This is a genomic window from Bacillus sp. TH25, assembly GCF_016650935.1.
Classification (GTDB): Bacteria; Bacillota; Bacilli; order Bacillales; family Bacillaceae_G; genus Bacillus_A; species Bacillus_A mycoides.
Genome location: NZ_JAEKEU010000036.1, coordinates 308,522 through 326,250, shown reverse-complemented (window position 1 = coordinate 326,250; position 17,729 = coordinate 308,522). Strand labels below are relative to the sequence as shown.

The 17,729-nt window shown below is 36.5% G+C and carries 18 protein-coding genes and 1 pseudogene; 10 read left to right on the top strand and 9 right to left on the bottom strand.

The features are described from left to right. Positions 1-89 precede the first annotated feature (89 nt). Together JFT89_RS17385 and JFT89_RS17380 are read right to left on the bottom strand one after the other, a co-directional pair. Positions 90-601 (bottom strand): annotated as a pseudogene (locus tag JFT89_RS17385) (DUF3278 domain-containing protein). Next, positions 602-793: a helix-turn-helix transcriptional regulator gene (locus tag JFT89_RS17380; protein ID WP_002089683.1), complete on the bottom strand. Its 192-nt coding sequence runs from the start codon at positions 791-793 to the stop codon at positions 602-604. Between the two features lie 437 nt (positions 794-1,230). Between JFT89_RS17380 and JFT89_RS17375 the strand changes: the two genes are divergently transcribed. The 5 genes from JFT89_RS17375 (at position 1,231) to JFT89_RS17355 (ending at position 5,787) form a co-directional block, all read left to right on the top strand. Beyond that, complete coding sequence (locus JFT89_RS17375; protein WP_098776032.1) at positions 1,231-2,415, top strand: efflux RND transporter periplasmic adaptor subunit; 1,185 nt, start codon at positions 1,231-1,233, stop codon at positions 2,413-2,415. Continuing rightward, positions 2,412-3,092, top strand: coding sequence for an ABC transporter ATP-binding protein (locus JFT89_RS17370; protein WP_201040394.1), 681 nt, complete (start codon positions 2,412-2,414; stop codon positions 3,090-3,092). Before JFT89_RS17375 ends, JFT89_RS17370 begins: the two co-directional genes overlap by 4 nt. Beyond that, entirely contained in the window at positions 3,089-4,291 is a 1,203-nt protein-coding gene (locus tag JFT89_RS17365; RefSeq protein WP_016096513.1) for an ABC transporter permease, read from the top strand. Before JFT89_RS17370 ends, JFT89_RS17365 begins: the two co-directional genes overlap by 4 nt. A gap of 127 nt (positions 4,292-4,418) precedes the next feature. After that, on the top strand, positions 4,419-5,099 hold the full coding sequence (yknW, locus tag JFT89_RS17360; RefSeq protein ID WP_002068421.1) for a YknW family membrane protein: 681 nt from the start codon (positions 4,419-4,421) through the stop codon (positions 5,097-5,099). A 217-nt stretch (positions 5,100-5,316) separates the two neighbouring features. After that, positions 5,317-5,787, top strand: coding sequence for a sigma-70 family RNA polymerase sigma factor (locus tag JFT89_RS17355; RefSeq protein WP_002068422.1), 471 nt, complete (start codon positions 5,317-5,319; stop codon positions 5,785-5,787). A 54-nt stretch (positions 5,788-5,841) separates the two neighbouring features. On the opposite strand, the gene JFT89_RS17350 is transcribed toward JFT89_RS17355, so the two are convergent. Beyond that, on the bottom strand, positions 5,842-6,348 hold the full coding sequence (locus JFT89_RS17350; protein WP_002068423.1) for a competence protein ComK: 507 nt from the start codon (positions 6,346-6,348) through the stop codon (positions 5,842-5,844). A 194-nt stretch (positions 6,349-6,542) separates the two neighbouring features. Here JFT89_RS17350 and JFT89_RS17345 point away from each other — a divergent pair, with 194 nt between their 5' ends. Then, complete coding sequence (locus JFT89_RS17345) at positions 6,543-6,941, top strand: DUF4359 domain-containing protein (protein ID WP_002034805.1); 399 nt, start codon at positions 6,543-6,545, stop codon at positions 6,939-6,941. Between the two features lie 20 nt (positions 6,942-6,961). Here the strand turns inward: JFT89_RS17345 and JFT89_RS17340 are convergent, their stop codons facing one another. Both JFT89_RS17340 and JFT89_RS17335 read right to left on the bottom strand, forming a co-directional pair. Beyond that, entirely contained in the window at positions 6,962-7,177 is a 216-nt protein-coding gene (locus tag JFT89_RS17340; protein ID WP_002068425.1) for a DUF2922 domain-containing protein, read from the bottom strand. Between the two features lie 20 nt (positions 7,178-7,197). Further along, positions 7,198-7,422: a DUF1659 domain-containing protein gene (locus JFT89_RS17335; protein WP_002016256.1), complete on the bottom strand. Its 225-nt coding sequence runs from the start codon at positions 7,420-7,422 to the stop codon at positions 7,198-7,200. A 111-nt stretch (positions 7,423-7,533) separates the two neighbouring features. Here JFT89_RS17335 and JFT89_RS17330 point away from each other — a divergent pair, with 111 nt between their 5' ends. Continuing rightward, complete coding sequence (locus tag JFT89_RS17330) at positions 7,534-8,019, top strand: VanZ family protein (protein WP_002068432.1); 486 nt, start codon at positions 7,534-7,536, stop codon at positions 8,017-8,019. A gap of 155 nt (positions 8,020-8,174) precedes the next feature. Here the strand turns inward: JFT89_RS17330 and JFT89_RS17325 are convergent, their stop codons facing one another. Together JFT89_RS17325 and JFT89_RS17320 are read right to left on the bottom strand one after the other, a co-directional pair. Further along, positions 8,175-10,931 carry a DEAD/DEAH box helicase gene (locus JFT89_RS17325; RefSeq protein ID WP_002129993.1) on the bottom strand — a complete coding sequence of 919 codons (2,757 nt, stop codon included), beginning with the start codon at positions 10,929-10,931 and terminating at the stop codon, positions 8,175-8,177. Beyond that, on the bottom strand, positions 10,915-12,534 hold the full coding sequence (locus JFT89_RS17320; RefSeq protein WP_002068435.1) for an SWIM zinc finger family protein: 1,620 nt from the start codon (positions 12,532-12,534) through the stop codon (positions 10,915-10,917). The genes JFT89_RS17325 and JFT89_RS17320 overlap by 17 nt, the downstream gene beginning before the upstream one ends. A gap of 158 nt (positions 12,535-12,692) precedes the next feature. On the opposite strand from JFT89_RS17320, the gene JFT89_RS17315 reads away from it, so the two are divergent. Genes JFT89_RS17315 through JFT89_RS17305 form a run of 3 tightly spaced genes read left to right on the top strand, consistent with a single transcriptional unit; the run spans position 12,693 to position 16,133 of the window. Next, positions 12,693-13,181 (top strand): zinc ribbon domain-containing protein, encoded by a 489-nt coding sequence (locus JFT89_RS17315; RefSeq protein WP_002016260.1) that lies wholly within the window; start codon positions 12,693-12,695, stop codon positions 13,179-13,181. A gap of 5 nt (positions 13,182-13,186) precedes the next feature. Then, positions 13,187-14,740, top strand: a complete 1,554-nt coding sequence (locus JFT89_RS17310; protein WP_201040393.1) for a zinc ribbon domain-containing protein — start codon at positions 13,187-13,189, stop codon at positions 14,738-14,740. Positions 14,741-14,753: 13 nt separating this feature from the next. Continuing rightward, positions 14,754-16,133, top strand: coding sequence for a zinc ribbon domain-containing protein (locus tag JFT89_RS17305; RefSeq protein ID WP_201040392.1), 1,380 nt, complete (start codon positions 14,754-14,756; stop codon positions 16,131-16,133). A gap of 194 nt (positions 16,134-16,327) precedes the next feature. On the opposite strand, the gene JFT89_RS17300 is transcribed toward JFT89_RS17305, so the two are convergent. Both JFT89_RS17300 and JFT89_RS17295 read right to left on the bottom strand, forming a co-directional pair. Continuing rightward, positions 16,328-16,630, bottom strand: coding sequence for a DUF3910 family protein (locus tag JFT89_RS17300; protein WP_016096517.1), 303 nt, complete (start codon positions 16,628-16,630; stop codon positions 16,328-16,330). Between the two features lie 84 nt (positions 16,631-16,714). Beyond that, on the bottom strand, positions 16,715-17,590 hold the full coding sequence (locus tag JFT89_RS17295) for a cell wall-binding protein EntA (RefSeq protein WP_033707301.1): 876 nt from the start codon (positions 17,588-17,590) through the stop codon (positions 16,715-16,717). Positions 17,591-17,729: the final 139 nt, after the last annotated feature.

The window sequence follows — 17,729 nt, the reverse complement described above, 5'->3', positions numbered from 1 at the left end:
CGAAAGGACGACCATATGTAAAATTAAAGTTTTATGTGTAAATCGCTTATATAATAAATAGCACTTTCAGTTACTGAGGGGCTAGTTATTTAATATAATTTTTTTAGATTTAATAAACCGACTATATACATGGATAGACCAAAAAATCCGCCACCACAGCAGTAAAGCACAACATTAAATAAAGAAACCGAGATTTCTTCTGAACCTAAATAGGGAAGGATATAATTCATAAAAACAAACATTTGGAAGCCCCAAAGTACACCTGCTTTTAAGCCAGCTTTTCTTAATTTTTTTTTATGTTGTAAATACTCTTCTTCTGTTGCACACTCAGTATCATTTAGGCCCTTTTTTTCAATTTAAAGATTAAATAATTAGCATAAATCATATTAATAAGAAAAATAAATATAGTACCTATAGATATTGTATGGTTCATAGTATCGACGAGTAGCATAATAAGCATTACCAACATATTTAACCACCATAAACCAATTCCAGCTATAGCTAATTCTTTATTGATTTCTTGTTTTTGATACTCATCTCTTTCACTAATTGTTCCAATAAAATTATTATATACTTTTTCTTTCCATTCAATTTTCATCATTTAATCTCCCTCCCAAAATAGGCTGTTTAAATCTGTTTTTAACGCTTTTGCTAATTCGATACATAAAGCTAAAGAAGGATTATATTTATTGTTTTCAATTAAGTTTATTGTCTGTCTAGCCACATTAACTTTTTTAGCTAATTCTAACTGAGACAGGCCTTCAGATTTCCGATAGTTTTTAACGTTATTCAAATATAAACCTCCTATTAATAGTTGTAGGCTTCGTGTACCGAAGTGTCACATATATATGACACTCTACACTTGGATAAATAAAATGTCAAATATATATGACAAAAATGAGGGCGATACAATTGGGGGATTTAGTTTAATAATTCAAATTAGTAGGAAGTTCTTTAGTAAAGGAGGGAGAATGAAATTGATGTTGTGTAAGATGAAAATGTATCATCTAAATACAAAAAAACTAATTTAAATTGGATTTTTCTTTTCCTTAAAACTATTTTAAAAGATAGAATGTCATATTTCTAATCATTGGTATTTTTGTTACAATATAAATGATTGTGTAAAACTTTGTAAAATGAGTGTAACAATGTAAGTGGGGTTACAATTTTCTGAAAGTTTTATACAATTGAATATCTATTAAACTATTAAGATATAAAAGGAGAGAGAATATGTTACCAAATACGGTTCGTACTCCAAACAAGAAGAAGAAATGGATTATCATCGGAGTTATTGCACTAATTGTTATTGTTGCAGCAGTTAATATTTTTGTTATGCAAGGTAAGAAGAAAGGTACGGCTAATACAGATGCTGTAAGTTTTGAGAAAGTGACAGAGCGTAAGCTTAATAATACGAAGTTAATTTCTGGTCAGGTGAAGCCAGGGAATATTGAAAGTTTTTATGCGGATCCGACTAAAGGAAAAGTGAAAGATATTGCGGTGAAAGAAGGACAAGAGGTAGAAAAGGGAACGAAATTATTCTCTTATGATAATGAAGAAATTAATCTTCAAATGAAGCAAGCTGATCTTGATCAGAAGATGGCTGATATGCGTTACGATCAAGGGAAAAAGAAGATTGATTCATTGAAGAAAGAAATTAAGAAGGTAAAAGATAGTGGGGCTGGGAAAGAAGTAACAGACCCAATGGAAGAGCAAGTGAGTGAGTTAGAAATGGCTCAGAAAACAACTGATCTTGAGAAAGAAAAAGGGAAGTTACAAAAAGAAGAGTTAAGTAAAAAACAGAAAGAACTTACGATTTATAGTAATTTCACTGGTGTTGTACAGAAGTTAGACAAAGATGCGGCACAAAGTTCATCTCAAGCGTTAGGTGGTCAAGGGAAAGCATTTTTACAAGTTGCTTCTAAAGACCCGTTCCAAGTTCAAGGGACTTTAACAGAGCTTCAAAAGTCACAAATTCAAAAAGATCAAACGTTCACTGTAACTGCGAAAGCAAATAATAAGAAAAAATGGACAGGTAAGATTACGGAAGTAAGTGAATTCCCAACGAGTGCAGAGATGGCTCAAGCTGCTGGTGAGGGAACTCAAAATATGTCTCAATATACATATAAAGCAAGTCTTGATAGCCAAGATGGTTTATCTCCAGGTTATCACGTTTCTCTACAAGTAAATTTAGAGAATAAGACGATGATTGCTGTTCCAAGTAAGAGCATTGTAGAAAAAGGCGAAGATGCATTTGTTTATATCGAAGACAAAGGAAAGCTTCGTAAACAAAATGTGAAAAAAGGTTCTACTGATGGAGATTGGACAGAGATTACTGAAGGCGCAACAGTGGGGCAAAAGGTGGTTAAAAATCCTTCCGACAACGTGTATGACGGAATGGAAGTGAAAGAGAAATGATTACGTTAAATAATATTGCTAAAACATATTATCAAGGAAAATTGGCAGTGCCGATTTTACATGGTATTAGTTTAACAATTCAAAGCGGTGAGTTCATTTCTATTATGGGACCGTCTGGTTCTGGTAAATCAACACTTATGAATATTATCGGTTGTTTGGATCGTCCAACAGAAGGTGAATATATGTTGAATGATGTGAATATCTTAACAGCAGACGAGTCAAAACTAGCTTTAATTCGTAATGAATATATCGGCTTTGTGTTCCAGCACTTTAATTTACTGCCGCGTCTTTCCGCAGTGGAAAACGTTGAACTTCCGCTCATCTACGGTGGAGTGAAGAAAGCAGAGCGTCGTCAAAGAGCTCTTGAAGCGCTTGGAAAAGTTGGATTATCAGATAGAGTAGACCATTTACCTAGTGAATTATCAGGTGGACAGAAGCAACGTGTAGCTATCGCAAGATCGATTGCAAATAATCCAACGTTCATTATGGCCGATGAGCCGACAGGTGCTCTTGATACGAAGTCTGGTGCACAAGTTATGGACATTTTCACGAAGCTAAATGCAGAAGGTACGACAATCGTTATGGTTACGCATGAAGAAGAGGTAGCAGCTTATTCTTCTCGTCGCATCGTATTGCGAGATGGGAAAATTACAGAAGATAGAAGGTGTGCAGTATGAGTTTACTAGATAGTATAAAAATTGCCCTATCTTCTATCCTAGCTCATAAACTGCGTTCAGCTCTTACGATGCTCGGTATTATTATCGGTGTTGGTTCTATTATTACCGTCGTTGCAATTGGGCAAGGCGGAGAAGCGATGCTGAAGTCAAAATTCGCAGGTTCTGGTGGTAATAACCTTATGCCAATTCAATTTAAACCAGATATTAATGATGAGTTTGCTATAGGTGGATTTCAAATGCCGAAGTTAACTGAAGAGGATATTTTGGAAGTAAAACAAGTGAAAGATGTTTCACACGTTATTACGACAAACCAGAATTCAGAGGTGCTTGATGTAAATGATAAAAAAGCAAATCTGAATGTTATTGGTCTTGATAATGAATATTTTGCAGTTAATAAAGTAAAGGTCGTAAAGGGACGTACTTTAAATGAATCAGATATTTCTCATGCAAATAACGTTGTGATGATTAGTACAAAAACAGAAGAGACGTTATTTAAGGACGTAAACCCAGTTGGACAAATTATTGAGATGAAGGGGCAGCCAATGCAAATTATTGGTGTGTATACATCTGATAATGAGTTTATGGGCTTTGAAATGGAAGAAGCGTTAATTCCCCTTACTTTATGGCCTGTTTTATACGGAACAGATGAGATTCAAAGTATAGCAATTCAATCTAAAAATGTAGACAATTTAGAATCAGCAGGGAAACAAGCTGTTGATGTATTAAATAGTCGTAAGCCAAGTGAAATTCCAGGTAAATATGAACTGGTGAATTTAAAAGAGTTCCAAGAAAATGTTTCTAAAGTTACTAATATCATGACGATGATCATCGGTGGTATCGCTGGTATTTCATTAGTCGTTGGTGGTATCGGTGTAATGAACATCATGCTCGTATCTGTAACAGAGCGTACACGTGAAATTGGGGTGCGTAAGGCACTTGGAGCAACACGTAGTAAAATTTTATTACAGTTTTTAATTGAAGCCGTTATGTTAACGCTTCTAGGTGGTTTAATCGGAATTGGTCTTGGGTATGGCGGGGCATATATTGTTTCCACATTTGCGAAATGGCCACCACTCGTTTCTTGGGAAGTTGTCGTTGGCGGCGTACTATTCTCTATGACACTTGGTATTATTTTCGGATTAATTCCAGCAAACAAAGCTGCGAAATTAGATCCAATTGAAGCACTTCGTTATGAGTAATTTACTAGTGTATTAGAGAGAAAACTCTCTAATACACATTACCGTTCTAGTGGGCGGTTCGTAGCCTCAAAATGAGGATGTGAACCGCCCGTTAGAACGGGTTATATAAATAGAAGGAGGCGTTATAATGGAAGCGAATATTAATACGCAAGATGTAGGTTCGAAAAAGCCATCATTATTTGGAATGATTACATCTCCAGGTGTGCAGTTTGAGAGAATGAAAACGAAAAGTCCGGTTTGGGGGGCATTTTTCCTGTTTGTTATACTTGGGACAATCACGGCAGCGGTAGTGGCTTATTTAGCGCTAGTTAATACTCCGGAGTTGGCAAAGGAGCTTAAGGGCGATTCAGCAGGTGTGGTTAAAGGGTTTACTCTTGGAGGGGGAGCGATTTTTGGTTTCCTTGGAACAATTGTTGGTTTGTTTATTGTAGCTGGATTTTATAAAGTTATTATGATGTTCATGAGTAATGATACACCGTATATGAAGATATTATCTATTTACTTATATGCAAATATTGTTTATTATTTTGGTGGTATTCTGAATGCAGTGCTAGGTTTTATTCTTGGTGGAAATGGTACTGATAAATATACAAGTTTAGCACCTTTATTTGATCAAGGAACGGTTGCTTACGGTATTGGTTCTGCGTTTGAAGTGTTTAACATTTGGAGCTTGATCTTAACTGGTTTAGGCTTGCAGATCGTTGCTGGTTTAAGTAAAAAACAAGCAACAATTTTAATCTCCATATTCTTTATCCTTTCAATTGGATTCAGTATTTTAGGCGGTATGTTCTCTGGCTTTGGTGCGTAACATGCTATTTTGAAAAGATGGCTCATCCTAGAGCCATCTTTTTTATTTTTACCCCTATTTCAAATACCCCCATCAGAATTTCAAATACTGCCTAGTGTAATTTCAAGTTCCGTTAGCAGTATTTGAAATTACCCACAATGAAATTTCCTTTCTCATTTTATATTGTAGAGATACCGCGGAATACTTAAGAGGTATACCTTTTAGAAACGGGCACTGTGTGAAGCCAGCGACTTTTGCAGATACGGTTGTTTTGTATGAAGGTATGATTGTAAATCAAATAAAGAGGTTAAATATTTACCAGGATTATGAAGAGTATTATCAATGTGGTTTAATTGGTCTTTGGCATGCTTATGAAAGGTATGAGGAGGAGAAAGGTAGTTTTCCTGCTTATGCGGTTGTAACGGTACGTGGTTATATATTGGAAAGATTGAAGAAAGAATGCGTAGTGCAAGAGCGCTATGTATGCACGGACGAGTATGAGGAACGATTTGAGTGTGAAGATGCGGGAACGAGAGCGAAGGACTTTATGAGTGTGTTAGATGAGAGGGAGAGGCACATCATTTCAGAGCGATTCTTTACAGGGAAAAATATGGGAGAGATAGCTTCTGAAATGGGGATGACGTACTATCAAGTGAGATGGGTATATCGACAAGCGCTTGAGAAAATGAGGGATAGTGTAAGGGGATAAGGATAATAAGTAGAATGGAAGGCAAGGGAAATATTGCGTTCCATTATACTTATTTTAAGGCAGTAAATGTGGCAAGAGGTTTTTTGAGTGTAGTGAATCTTTTATGTTCATTCGGGATAATACATGTCCAGCTTTCAAAAATTGTTGCTGTAACTTATGAGAACCTATTTGTATTGTTATGGTAGTTCCGTTAAAAAAATGAATGTTAGCTTTGTTAGTTTTTTTGGGAAACTCTATCTCATCTATATGGTTATAGAACAACCAAATGCAGCTTGGAGAAGAAGGAGATTCTGTTGGGAAAACGCAAATATATTCTTTGTGATTAATCGGAATTGGAACATTTTGTTTGAGCTTAAAGTTTATTTGGACTGCATGACGTCTACCTTGATAAGTAGAATGAACATGTGTTAGACAAGATTTCTTTATGAGTTGGATAGCTGTTTGGCAAGAGTACAGAGGGTTTCCGCTACTGTCGATAATTTTTGTCCGGTAATAAGGGTGTTTGCAAGGTTCGAGCATCATTGTAGAACTAGAAATAAAAATATCATTTTCATGATCCATGATTCTAAAATCCTCCCTTATAAAAATTGTTATTCTGAATATAATTATATACGAATTATGTAAAGTTATTATTAATCTTTTGTTTCGTATTGTAAATTTTTACGGTTCGTTTACAATCAATAGATGATAGTCTTTCTAATTTGCATCGCTTGTACATATATATGAAAATAGAAAAGAGTAGGCGGTGATATAGCATGAAGAAAAAGTATATTATTATGGCTCTAGCTGTTGTTCTCTTAGTTTATTTAGCAAACAGTAATCCGGGTAAGGGAGAATATACGGATTGGGCAGCAAAACAATTTATGAAGCGTAATGATGTGAGTAAGAAGCTAGAAGAGGTTGAGAAAGAAAACAAAGAGGGTATACTTGGCGACTTAGCATCGGCGGGAAAGAAATTGGCAAATAAGTATGTGGAACCACAAGTTGGATTATTAATCGAACATTATACAAAGCGAAATGATTATATTTTCTTCTCAACATATACGACAGAATTTGATTTAGGTGGGGAAAATTATAAGTATGTTTGTGTTGGTTTTTCAAACATCTTTATCCCAATTGAAATGCCGAAGAAAAAAGACGAATCTGCAAAATAATGCAGATTCGTCTTTTTGATTTACGGAGTAATCTGAACTTCAGATACAGTTTTTTCTACGAGGCGTGCCCCTTTTTTACGAGTATTTTCACTAATTGATGAAAATACAGATGAAGCAAGAATGGTATCCATTACTTGATTTACGACTAGTTCATTTACTGGTGTGATGGGATTTTCGATAGAAAAGGCAACTGTTTTTCCATCTTCTTTCACGAAAACTAACTCTAGTACTTGCATGTTTTATTCCCTCCTTTTAATTATAGATTAGAAAGATCTGACGTGCTTACAAGTTGTACAGCGTGAAGTGATGATTGTTGTAGTGAAGCAAGAGCACGTGCTACTTCATGTACTTTTCCTAAATCTGCATTTGTTTTTACACGTTTGAATTGCTTGTTCTTAAAAACTGTTTTACCGTTTTTGTCTAATCCTCCGTTTAATACAAGGCGTAAAGTTAAATCCATTACGATTGTTTCAACTGCCATGTTTATCACCCCCTTTCACTTTATAAATAAGGTGTAAATGTCATGTTTTGGCGTGAAATTTTTTCTTTTTTTTGGTACTCTTAAAAGACTAAGAGAGGGGTTTTCGGGAGAATGAATCGTAAATGGTTATTTTGGATTCCTGTATTACTATGGATGGGGATTATTTTCTATTCTTCAGCACAGCCATATAAAAAACAGGATATGCGCTCGGATATTGAGCAATATATAAATGTTGAGTTTGTGAAAGAGCATTTTTCATGGGTATCTATCGATTATGGGGGAGGTACACCTGTTAGTATCGCAAATAAAGGTGTAGGTGGATTTGTTGAGTTTTTCCTTCGTAAAGGTGCTCATTTTATGGTGTTCTTTATGCTCGGTTCATTGACGTATTATGCTTTTCATCGATCGGGTTATTCGAGAAAAAGGTGCTTTGCATACGCCCTCCTTTTCGTTGCGGGGTATGCAACATTTGATGAAATTCATCAATGGTTTACAGGAGACCGTACACCGATGTGGCAAGATTCATTGCTTGATACGTGCGGCGGGTTAACAGGAATTATAATAAGCAATTGGTTTTGGCATAGAAAAAGGAGCTAATCTCAGTTAGAGATTTGCTCCTTTTTCATTTATCCCGCTATTTGTGGGAATAGAAACATCCACCTTATCCCGCATTAACTGCCCGTAAAAGCTCGATTGGTGAAGGTTAATAATCAGTGGGGGATGAACAAAACCCCATTGATTAAAGTTTCACTTTATACGCCAAGTAATTCTTTTAGTTCGTCGGTTGATAGTTCGGTCATCCAACTATCGCTTGTAATGACGGCGTTGTTTAATGATTGTTTTCGTTCTAACATTTCATCAATCTTCTCTTCAAGTGTTCCCGTTGTAATAAGCTTATGAACGTGAACGAAGCGTTTTTGACCGATGCGATAAGCACGGTCTGTTGCTTGGTTTTCTACAGCTGGATTCCACCAACGGTCATAGTGAATGACATGGTTGGCGGCAGTTAAGTTTAATCCTGTTCCGCCAGCCTTTAACGATAAGATGAAGATGTCATACGTTCCGTTTTGGAACTGCTCAATCATCTTGTCACGCTCTTTCTTCGGTACGCTCCCGTTTAAGAAGAGGACGCGCTGACCAAATGTTTCTTCTAACATACTTTTTAGCATGTTCCCCATGCCAATGTACTGAGTGAAGATTAAGCAACTTTCATTTTGGTCTTTTATATTTTCGATGAGCTCCATTACCGTTTTTGTTTTCATAGAGCGCTCGACGATATTTTGTGGTTCTTCTTCTTTCAAATAAAGGGCTGGGTGATTACAAATTTGTTTTAGCTTGTTCAGCATAAGTAATATAAATCCGCGTCTTTCAATTCCGCTTAATCCTTCTACATTTTGTAATGTATCTTGAACAAGTTGTTCATATAAGGAAGCTTGTTCGCCAGTTAGTGGACAATAAGCTTTCTGTTCTTGTTTATCTGGTAAGTTTAATGCGACCGTTTGATCTTTCTTCGTACGACGCAGTAAAAATGGCGAGATAAACCGCTGAACTTGCTGGATTTTTCCTTCATCGCGGTCCTTTTCAATCGGTGTGACGAAGCGGCGCTGGAATTGTCCTAAGCTTCCGAGATACCCATGATTGATAAAGTCGAAAATAGACCAAAGCTCAGCAAGTCGGTTTTCCATCGGTGTACCGGTCAAAGCAATTTTGTGATTTGCTTGTAGGTTTCTTACTGCTTTCGATTGTTTCGTATGTGGGTTTTTTATATTTTGTGCTTCGTCTAAAATAACAGCGTCCCAGCATAACGTACTAAGTTCTTCTTCATCAAGCTGAGCTAATGCATAAGAAGTTAATATAACATCTGCTGATTGAAGAAAATCTTTAAATGACTCATCCTTAGATCGGTTACTTCCATAGTGTAACTGAACACGTAAGCTTGGTGCGAAACGCTCAAATTCTTTTTGCCAATTTCCAAGGACTGATGTTGGTGCCACAATTAATGCAGGACCTGTTTGGAGATTGTTTTCTTTAGCGTATAGTAAGTAAGTTATCGTTTGAATACTTTTTCCGAGTCCCATATCATCGGCTAATAATGCTCCAAATCCAAGCTTTCGTAAGTATAGCAACCACTCAACACCGTGTTGTTGATACGGGCGGAGTGTTGCTTGTAGCGAAGATGGTACATCTACTTTTGGAATATCTCCAATGTGTAGAAGTTTTTGGAAAAGCTCTTCGTAATATCCATCTAGCTCGATTTCAATATCGGTAAACGGACTATCGTCTTCTACAATTTCTGTTTCTGCCGTATTAGATAAATGTTGCTGCAACACATCTTTCATTTCAAGTCCATATTTATCGGCACGGTGCATTAGTTTTTTTACTTCTTCAATAAAGGCAGGATCAAGTCTCATCCATTGACCATTTAAATTGAAAAGACGTTTGTTTTGTTCAACGAGTTCGAAAAATTCGCTTTCTGATAAATCAATTCCGTCCGTTGAAATGCGCCAGTCGAAATTAACGAGCGTATTCATGCCGAAGAAAGACTGTGTTTGTGCTGTACTTTGCTTCAGCTGTACACGCAACCTCGGTTTTGTTGCTTTTAAATTTTGCCACCATGATGGTAGTAAAATTGTAATACCTGCTGCCAGTAATTCATTACTTGCTTCGGTTAAGAAATTCCAAGCTTCCGTTTCAAAGAGTTCTTCTCGGAACTTGTCGTCCTCTTTTAGCCACGGTACGAGCTTACTGAATCCTTCTTGTGTTTCAAGGATACGTTCTTCGTAATCGTGCCATCGTTTTGGTAAGGAATCGATACTTTCATATACATATATGCGATGTGCACCACGTTTTGGTGTAACGATTGTTTCAAGCTTCCACATTTCAAGTTCTTCTTGCGGTTCTTGTAGTCTTAAGCCGACTGTAAATGGAAGATCATCTTCAATGTAACCAATTTTTCGAAGCCAATCTTCTTCATGTAGTGCTGCTTCCAATTGCCTTTTCGTAAAGTCGTAATGTTCGTATAGTCTCTTTGCATCTTCCCATCCGTCATTTGAGCGAGCATCTTGCAAAATACTTTCGTTCACAGCGGCAGAGAAAAGAGATGCTAACATGTCATCTTCAATTGAAGTATTCTGAACTTTCCAAGATGGCTGCTGAGACCAATGCTTCATGTCAGGTGCGAAGCTGCCGCTGACGAAAGCGTCCCATAATTCACTTGCGTCCTTTGTAAGTGCCGTAATAGGACCGTTCATTTGCATATTTGCAAATGAATTCATCGGTTTATTTGCGATGTATTCAAATGCCTGTGCATTCGTTAACATAACGCCTTGTTTTCCCTCATACGTTGCTTCTTTTAAAAACGTTCCGTAGAAAGAAGTAGAGTGCCATGCGAATGCATTTTTTTTCCAAGTTGCTACGGATAAGAGCGTACCGCTATCATCTTCTCCCCAAAGGAACCAACCTTGACTAACGTGCTGGAGCCTAATTGTTACTTCAGTTTGTATGATCATCGATTAATTTTCCTCTCCGTAATTCCTCTTGTAGTGCACGCAGACGTGAATGTAAGTTAGCGATATGAATAATGAAAGCATCCCATTCATCAGTTCGCTTCAGTCGTTTATAAAGCATACGTAATTTCTTTAAGTAACGAACGGCACGTTTATATGATTTGCGATTTCGCTCTTCAATTGCTTCCATTGCGGCATGGTGATAAAGAGGAAGTGCTGCTTCGGGCGCTTCTTTTTCAATATCTTTCAATGGTTCTTTCAAAAGTTCGATTACTTCGAATCCATATAAGAGCTGAAGTTCCGTCCATGCATGGTATTGTTTCTTCGCAAGTACATATTGTTCATAATTTGTGAAACTATACGGTAATAGTTCTTGTAAAATCATTTCTAATCCCGCTTGTTCATTCGTATGCGTTGCATATGTCTCATACATCATCACAAATAATCGAACGATATCTTGTATGAAGACGGTATTCTCTTGTTCCGTTATCGTTTCTTTTACTTGCTTATAAGTAAAGGAAAGCCAATCTTTAGCGCGGTCCCACTCCATCGCACTTAATAACTCTTCTAACCAATAGAAGTAAAGGCTCACAACAGAAGAAGGCTGTTTTTCCAGTAATTCCATTGCCGATACATCTTCACCGTTTAAAAAGAGCAGGTGAGAAGATGCTAATGCTTTGGAAAGTGGATTGATTTTAGTATCGATTCGTTTTTTTTCTTCTTGTAGCTGCTCTTCTGTTCTTAACAGTTCACCCCATACGTGACGATAAATGAAGAATCGCTCTTGTGTATAGGCATCGGTAGAGAAGAATGCTTCATGTATGAGCCGCGCTGTTTCTTCTAAAATCGGTTTGGATTCTTCTGGAATCGCCTCTGTTTTTAGGTCCCTAACGGTAGATTCAACTTTATCAACGAATAGGCGAACGACGTTAACTGGTTGGTGATAAGAATATAGTTTGTTTGCTTCAAATTCTTGAATTTCTTCTAATAATTTTTGAAAGCAATAAAGTGCCGCGTGCAACTTAAATAATTCATGAATAGCAACGATGCGCGGAGCTTTCCGTTCTAATTTTGTATAGAAGTCTGTAAAAAGACTCATAAGAAAATACATTTGTTTATAAGTGAGCCGCGCTTGTTCTTTTTTAAATGATTCATATTCATTTTCAAAGTATGTTTGCCAACTTTTATAATCCATTTCTTCAAAAGCTGATGATTGCAATACTTGTCGTGCAGTTCGAATAGGAGGAAGAGAAGGTTTTGTATTATTTTTGAATAAAGTTAATACATCTCCTACTTGCCCAAAACTAGAAGCTGCAGATAGTAACACAGCAAGCATATGCTGACATTGCGTTGGCGCGAAGCAATCGCAATAGCTTTCAGTGACATTACGAATCGGGATGTGAACGCTATATACACTGCCTTCAGCATTTACAGTTCCGGATAGCGTATAGCCATCAAAGTCAACGTTATAGACAACACCACTACGATATAGTTGCCGAGCTGTAGCGACATGCTCTTGATCAGCAACTTGCTGTGGATCAAGCCCTTGAACGAACTCATTCGCAATCATCATAATTTCATCTTTCGTAATTGAGTCTTGCAGCATAATATTCCTCCGTACACAGATTTCTTTCCTTTACCATTATAAACAAAAAATGCTCAAAACAGAAAAAATGAAATTCTAATTACACAATTAGAAAATCATGGTAATATATATAATGTTAATTTTGTATATTACTATGTAATTAAAAGGAGAGAATTTGTTTGTCAGATTTACAATCGAAGTTTGGTAATGGCATGAATAAGTTGCAAGAGGGAATTGAGCAAGGCAAGATGAAGTTGCAAGTAGCACAGGAAATGGCGCAATTAAAGAAGATTACACAAGAGAAGTTACAAGAAAAAACTGAAATTTTACTTGAACTTGGTCAAACGGTATATATGCAACTTCGTGATGATGAAGTTCGAGTAGATTTGTTGAAAGCTATTGTAGCACCAGTGCAAGAGCTTGATGTTGCTATTTATAACACGCGCAGACAAATTTCTAATTTACAGAGACAAGAACAAAAAGGACAGTGTAGTTGCGGTGGTCCATTATCATTAAATGATAAATTTTGCGGGCAGTGCGGTAAAGAAAATGAGTTACTCCTTCAATCAAAAAATATTGAAAAAGAAGCATGTTCTTCATGTGGTGAACAAATTGCAACGGAAGCTACATTCTGTCCAGCATGTGGTATGAAGCAAAGTAAGGAGTGAGGAACATGTATTGTAAAATTTGCGGTTTAGAACAGCCTGAGGCAGTAAACTATTGTACACATGACGGCTCAAGTACGGATAGTATAGATAGCCATGTTATGTTAGTCCCGCAATCTTCGAAGTATTGCCGAACATGTGGACAGGAAAGTAAAGAATATGCTACATATTGTGAGAAATGCGGTGATTCTTTATTAGGAGTCGTCCAAAAGGAATCGAACATGAAATTACCAAATGCAGGAGCGCAATTACATGTAAATGCATCAGGAAGTATGCTGAAAAAAGGATTATTCGGTGGTGCTTTTGCAATTGTATGTATGTTCATTGCAGGCTTCATTGGCAGTTTAATAATAGATTCTGCTATAAATGATGTAGTGGAGACAGCGGTTAGAAATACGGATGGTATGTTGAATATGACTACCATTAATCAATCATTTATTGGTATAGCACCATTAATTTTAATGTGTCATTTAATAGGTATTGAAATTAGCGGGAGCGGGGCATACACGATGTCATTCCTTCTTCATATCCCACTATTCATCTTGTTAACTATTCCGGCACTTATATTAGGTGGAAGTGGATTTTTTGTTGAAAGAAAAAAACCTTCAATTAGTTGGCGAGAGAAGTTCATGACATCATGTGTAATTGGCATGATATACGGTATTTTCTTATGTATTGTAAGCTTTATGGCAAGTTCTTCTACATCTATTTCTTATTTCTATCAAACGATGACTATTGATGTTGTATATTCTCATGTTGTTAGTTTATTGTTTGGTATTATATTTGGCCTATTATTCAGCTTTATTGGTATGAGTATTGAAGCAGGACCACATCGTATGCTTTCTTCTACTAGTCAGTTTGTCCCGTATGTAACGTCTATTTATTATAGTATAGTGACTGTTTTGAAAGGACTACTTATTACATTTGGTATTATACTTATTACGATTTTATTTAGTAGTTCAAAATCAATGGGTCCAATTGATTTTCCAGAGAAGGCGTATAAAGTATTACTTTCTTTAGAAGCAACACCTTTCATGTGGAATATGGCCCACCTTTCTCCAACTGAAATTGAGTGGGGAAATATGGAGAGAGAAATGCATAGATATTCAGTCGAAAAAGGGCCACTGCATGTATCGTATATGTCAGGCATATCAATACAGGGTACGTCTTTAAAAGACCTGGAAATCGCTAATGGTGCTAGTGCTGATCGTATAAAAGATATTGATGATTTTAATTCATATTTACATTGGTGGGGATTATTAATTCTTCTACCATGTATTCTACTAGTTAGGGCTGGAATGAAATTGGCTCAATATCGTATGCGAAATATGTACGTAACTATAGCAGTGTTTAGCGCTGTTTATACTGTGATGATGCTTTGTGTAAATGGATTAGCAAAAATTCATATTACAGCTTCAGGAAGTAAGGAAATTATGAAGGAGTTCGCTGGAATTTCTGGACCGGTATTATCTATTCAAAGTAACACGCTATATTTAATAGTAGGTAGTTTTCTTATTTCTTACGTATTAACATTCGCGGGTATGAAATTAGTAAAAAAATAAGGGGGAGAAATACTTGAAGTTTTGTGGAACATGCAATAAACAAGTTGCGGATCATTTGAACTTTTGTCCTGATTGCGGAAGTAAAGTAGAAGAAATTGCTGATCAAACAGCTTCTTCTCACTCAGAAATGCGGAGAGAAACAAAGTCAGTGAAAAGTAAGAAGAACATGTTTTTACTTATAGGTTTTGTCATTGTTTTTGCTATTTTGTTTGGCGCATATAAATTCGGTGCTAGCAAGTTTTCGAAGGAAAAGCAAGTAAATGCAATGATTGAAGCATTCCAAAATAAAGATGTGAATGCAATCGATGAGATTTTGAAAGTAGACGATCCAACCTTAAAGGTTAAGACAGAAGATATTAAGGCGTATATCCGTTATTTAAAAGAGAATCCTTCTTATAATAAAGAACTGTTATCATATTTGCAAAGAGAGACAGTAAATCAAAAGTTAGCAAGTGATAAAGCATCTTTTAAAGATGGGAAAATTATAGAAGATGGGAAAGAATGGTTCTTGTATCCGAAGTATAAGTTCAGCATGAAGTCGTATTACATGAATGTTAGCACAACTGCAAAGAATGCTGAAATATATGTGAATGATAAAAAAGAAACAGAGCTTTCTAGTGATAAAACTTCGAAAGAATTAGGTCCATACTTCCCGGGTGCTTATGTTGTAAAGGCAAAGGCGAAGACGGAGCTTGCTGAATTAGAGACAGAAAAAGAAGTGGATTTAGCAGATGAAAAGAATGGGACAGTAGAAGTGAATTTATCACTTGAAGGAAATTATGTAACCATTTCGTCTGATGAAAACGATGCAACTGTATTTGTTAATGGCAAGAAACGCGGAAAGTTAAATTACGGAAGTTATAAACTTGGTCCTGTACCGACGGATGAAACGGTAGAAGTACATTTGGAGAAAAACGCTGAATTTGGTGTGATGAAATCTGAAAGTATTAAAGTTGGAGATCAAAGTACATATTACTTAAAGTTCCCAAAAGAAGCTTCTAGTTCAGCGGTTGGAGATTTTGTACAAAATCATATTTATAATAACGTACGTGCAATTGCATTAAACGATTTTAGTTTAATTGAAAATGATTATGATAAGAGCGGGAAATCGTATAAGGAAGACCGTGATTACTTACAATATCTACACAAAAAAGGAATGACAGAAGATTTATTGACAATGAATATTCGCAATGTAGAACGTCAAAGTGCGACGAAATATAAAGTAACGACATATGAAGAATATCATATTCGTTACGGTGACGGCTCTGTAAAATTCAAGAGCTTTAATAATGACCATATCGTTACTGTTAATGGAAATGGAAAGATATTGTACCATTCTCTTGGAGCGAATAATACGCTGAAATCAGAGGAAGTATCTGGTCCGACTCGTTAATATAAGAAAGAGGCTGTTCAATTTTGAACAGCCTCTTTCTTTAGGTAGCTTGCCGTTATTGTCAATCTTTGTCGGTAAATCGATATTCCATGTTGAACCGTTGATATAATTTTCTCTACTCGTGTTCATGAAGGGAAAGTAAAAAGGATATCACCTAGTTGGAAAATCCTACTAGGTGATATCCTTTTTTGCAATTAGAAGCGGGCTTCCTTTAATATCGCTTCTACATATGGATCATTTAATATTTGCTTTATGAGTGGTAGCATTTCTTGCTCGAATGGAATATCAATAGGGAATGGCTTTTGAGAGCCTGGTTTTATTCCGTATCGTACGAGTTTGTAATGTGTATTTTCTTCAGACTTGAGCACAATTAATTTATAGCGATTGTCATCGTTTGTTAGTGAGAAGTCAATTGCGATTGCATCATATGTTACATCATCTTTATATATGTACGGTTTTGGTGTACCGACCCAGTCTACTTTCGCTTGTACATTCATGGACATAACCTCCTTATAGCTATTATAAAAAAATAAAAGCCAGCTCTCAATAAAGAGAACCGGCTGTAATTTAGCAGTCATTGGTTATTTTAAAATTTTCACTTTGACAGTTTTGCGTCCCCATTTGTTAGCAGCGCTATCTGATCCAAGTAGAATGTCGATACGGTTACCTTTAATTGCACCGCCAGTATCACCAGCGATTGCTTCTCCATAACCTTCTACCCATACTTTAGATCCTAATGGGATTACTTTTGGGTCAACAGCGATCATTTTCATGTTTGGGTTCGCTGTTAGGTCATGACCCATTGCAGTTAATACACGGCCGCCGTATGTGCCACCGTTTTCGCTCGGATGAGCTGTATATGCTGTAGCTACAACTGTTAACTCACGACCATTAGAAGGTTCGCTAGTTTCAGCAGCTTTCACAGCAGGCTTAGCAGCTGTTTTTACTGGTGCAGGTGCTTGAGCCTTAGCTGGTGCTTGAGCTTTAGCAGGAGCAGGCGTTTCTTGTTTCTCAATAACAGGTGCTGTACCTGTTAAGAAAGGAACATGAACATAAGCCGTTTTCCCGTTATATTCAAATTGTAACCACTCATTTTGTACTTGGTTCGTTGTTTCGATCATATCGTCTTTCTTAAGCGTTCCAAGAATTTCTGAGTTTGTGTTCGCTTCAGCACGTACATTTAATACGTTAGCTGTTACATAGTAAGAGTTCTTTGTAAACTCTGTACTTACGAATGCGTCTTTACCATCTAATTTGATTTGTGACCATCCGTTTTCTGTATTTAGAACATCTAATTTATGACCATTCTGTAATTTACCGACAACTTTTGATTCAGTAGTAGGGTTTTCTCGTACGTTTAGTACGTCTGTTTTTACAACAGTTTCTGCGTTAGCAGATGCGGTGAAAATCCCAAGACCAAAAACTGCTGCTGTTGCTATTCCAATTAATTTTTTCATGATAGCCTCCATTGCGTTTGTTTTCGTGTCCTCATTATAGCAACAGATTTTTTCGGATTTTGGGAAAACACACAATTACAAACCATTCGTAATAAGTCGTTAACACTTTGTAATATAGCTAGAATGAGAGGAAAGCGTT

What these genes read in the sequence shown, in the direction of transcription:
- JFT89_RS17350 (WP_002068423.1), bottom strand. Translation starts at nt 6,348, where the DNA reads ATGGATCATGAAAATGATATTTTTATTTCTAGTTCTACAATGATGCTC.
- JFT89_RS17335 (WP_002016256.1), bottom strand. Translation starts at nt 7,422, where the DNA reads ATGGCAGTTGAAACAATCGTAATGGATTTAACTTTACGCCTTGTATTA.
- JFT89_RS17320 (WP_002068435.1), bottom strand. Translation starts at nt 12,534, where the DNA reads ATGCTGCAAGACTCAATTACGAAAGATGAAATTATGATGATTGCGAAT.
- JFT89_RS17300 (WP_016096517.1), bottom strand. Translation starts at nt 16,630, where the DNA reads ATGAATGTACAAGCGAAAGTAGACTGGGTCGGTACACCAAAACCGTAC.
- JFT89_RS17370 (WP_201040394.1), top strand. Translation starts at nt 2,412, where the DNA reads ATGATTACGTTAAATAATATTGCTAAAACATATTATCAAGGAAAATTG.
- JFT89_RS17310 (WP_201040393.1), top strand. Translation starts at nt 13,187, where the DNA reads ATGTATTGTAAAATTTGCGGTTTAGAACAGCCTGAGGCAGTAAACTAT.
- JFT89_RS17325 (WP_002129993.1), bottom strand. Translation starts at nt 10,931, where the DNA reads ATGATCATACAAACTGAAGTAACAATTAGGCTCCAGCACGTTAGTCAA.
- JFT89_RS17345 (WP_002034805.1), top strand. Translation starts at nt 6,543, where the DNA reads ATGAAGAAAAAGTATATTATTATGGCTCTAGCTGTTGTTCTCTTAGTT.
- JFT89_RS17365 (WP_016096513.1), top strand. Translation starts at nt 3,089, where the DNA reads ATGAGTTTACTAGATAGTATAAAAATTGCCCTATCTTCTATCCTAGCT.
- JFT89_RS17330 (WP_002068432.1), top strand. Translation starts at nt 7,534, where the DNA reads ATGAATCGTAAATGGTTATTTTGGATTCCTGTATTACTATGGATGGGG.
- JFT89_RS17295 (WP_033707301.1), bottom strand. Translation starts at nt 17,590, where the DNA reads ATGAAAAAATTAATTGGAATAGCAACAGCAGCAGTTTTTGGTCTTGGG.
- JFT89_RS17375 (WP_098776032.1), top strand. Translation starts at nt 1,231, where the DNA reads ATGTTACCAAATACGGTTCGTACTCCAAACAAGAAGAAGAAATGGATT.
- yknW (WP_002068421.1), top strand. Translation starts at nt 4,419, where the DNA reads ATGGAAGCGAATATTAATACGCAAGATGTAGGTTCGAAAAAGCCATCA.
- JFT89_RS17340 (WP_002068425.1), bottom strand. Translation starts at nt 7,177, where the DNA reads ATGCAAGTACTAGAGTTAGTTTTCGTGAAAGAAGATGGAAAAACAGTT.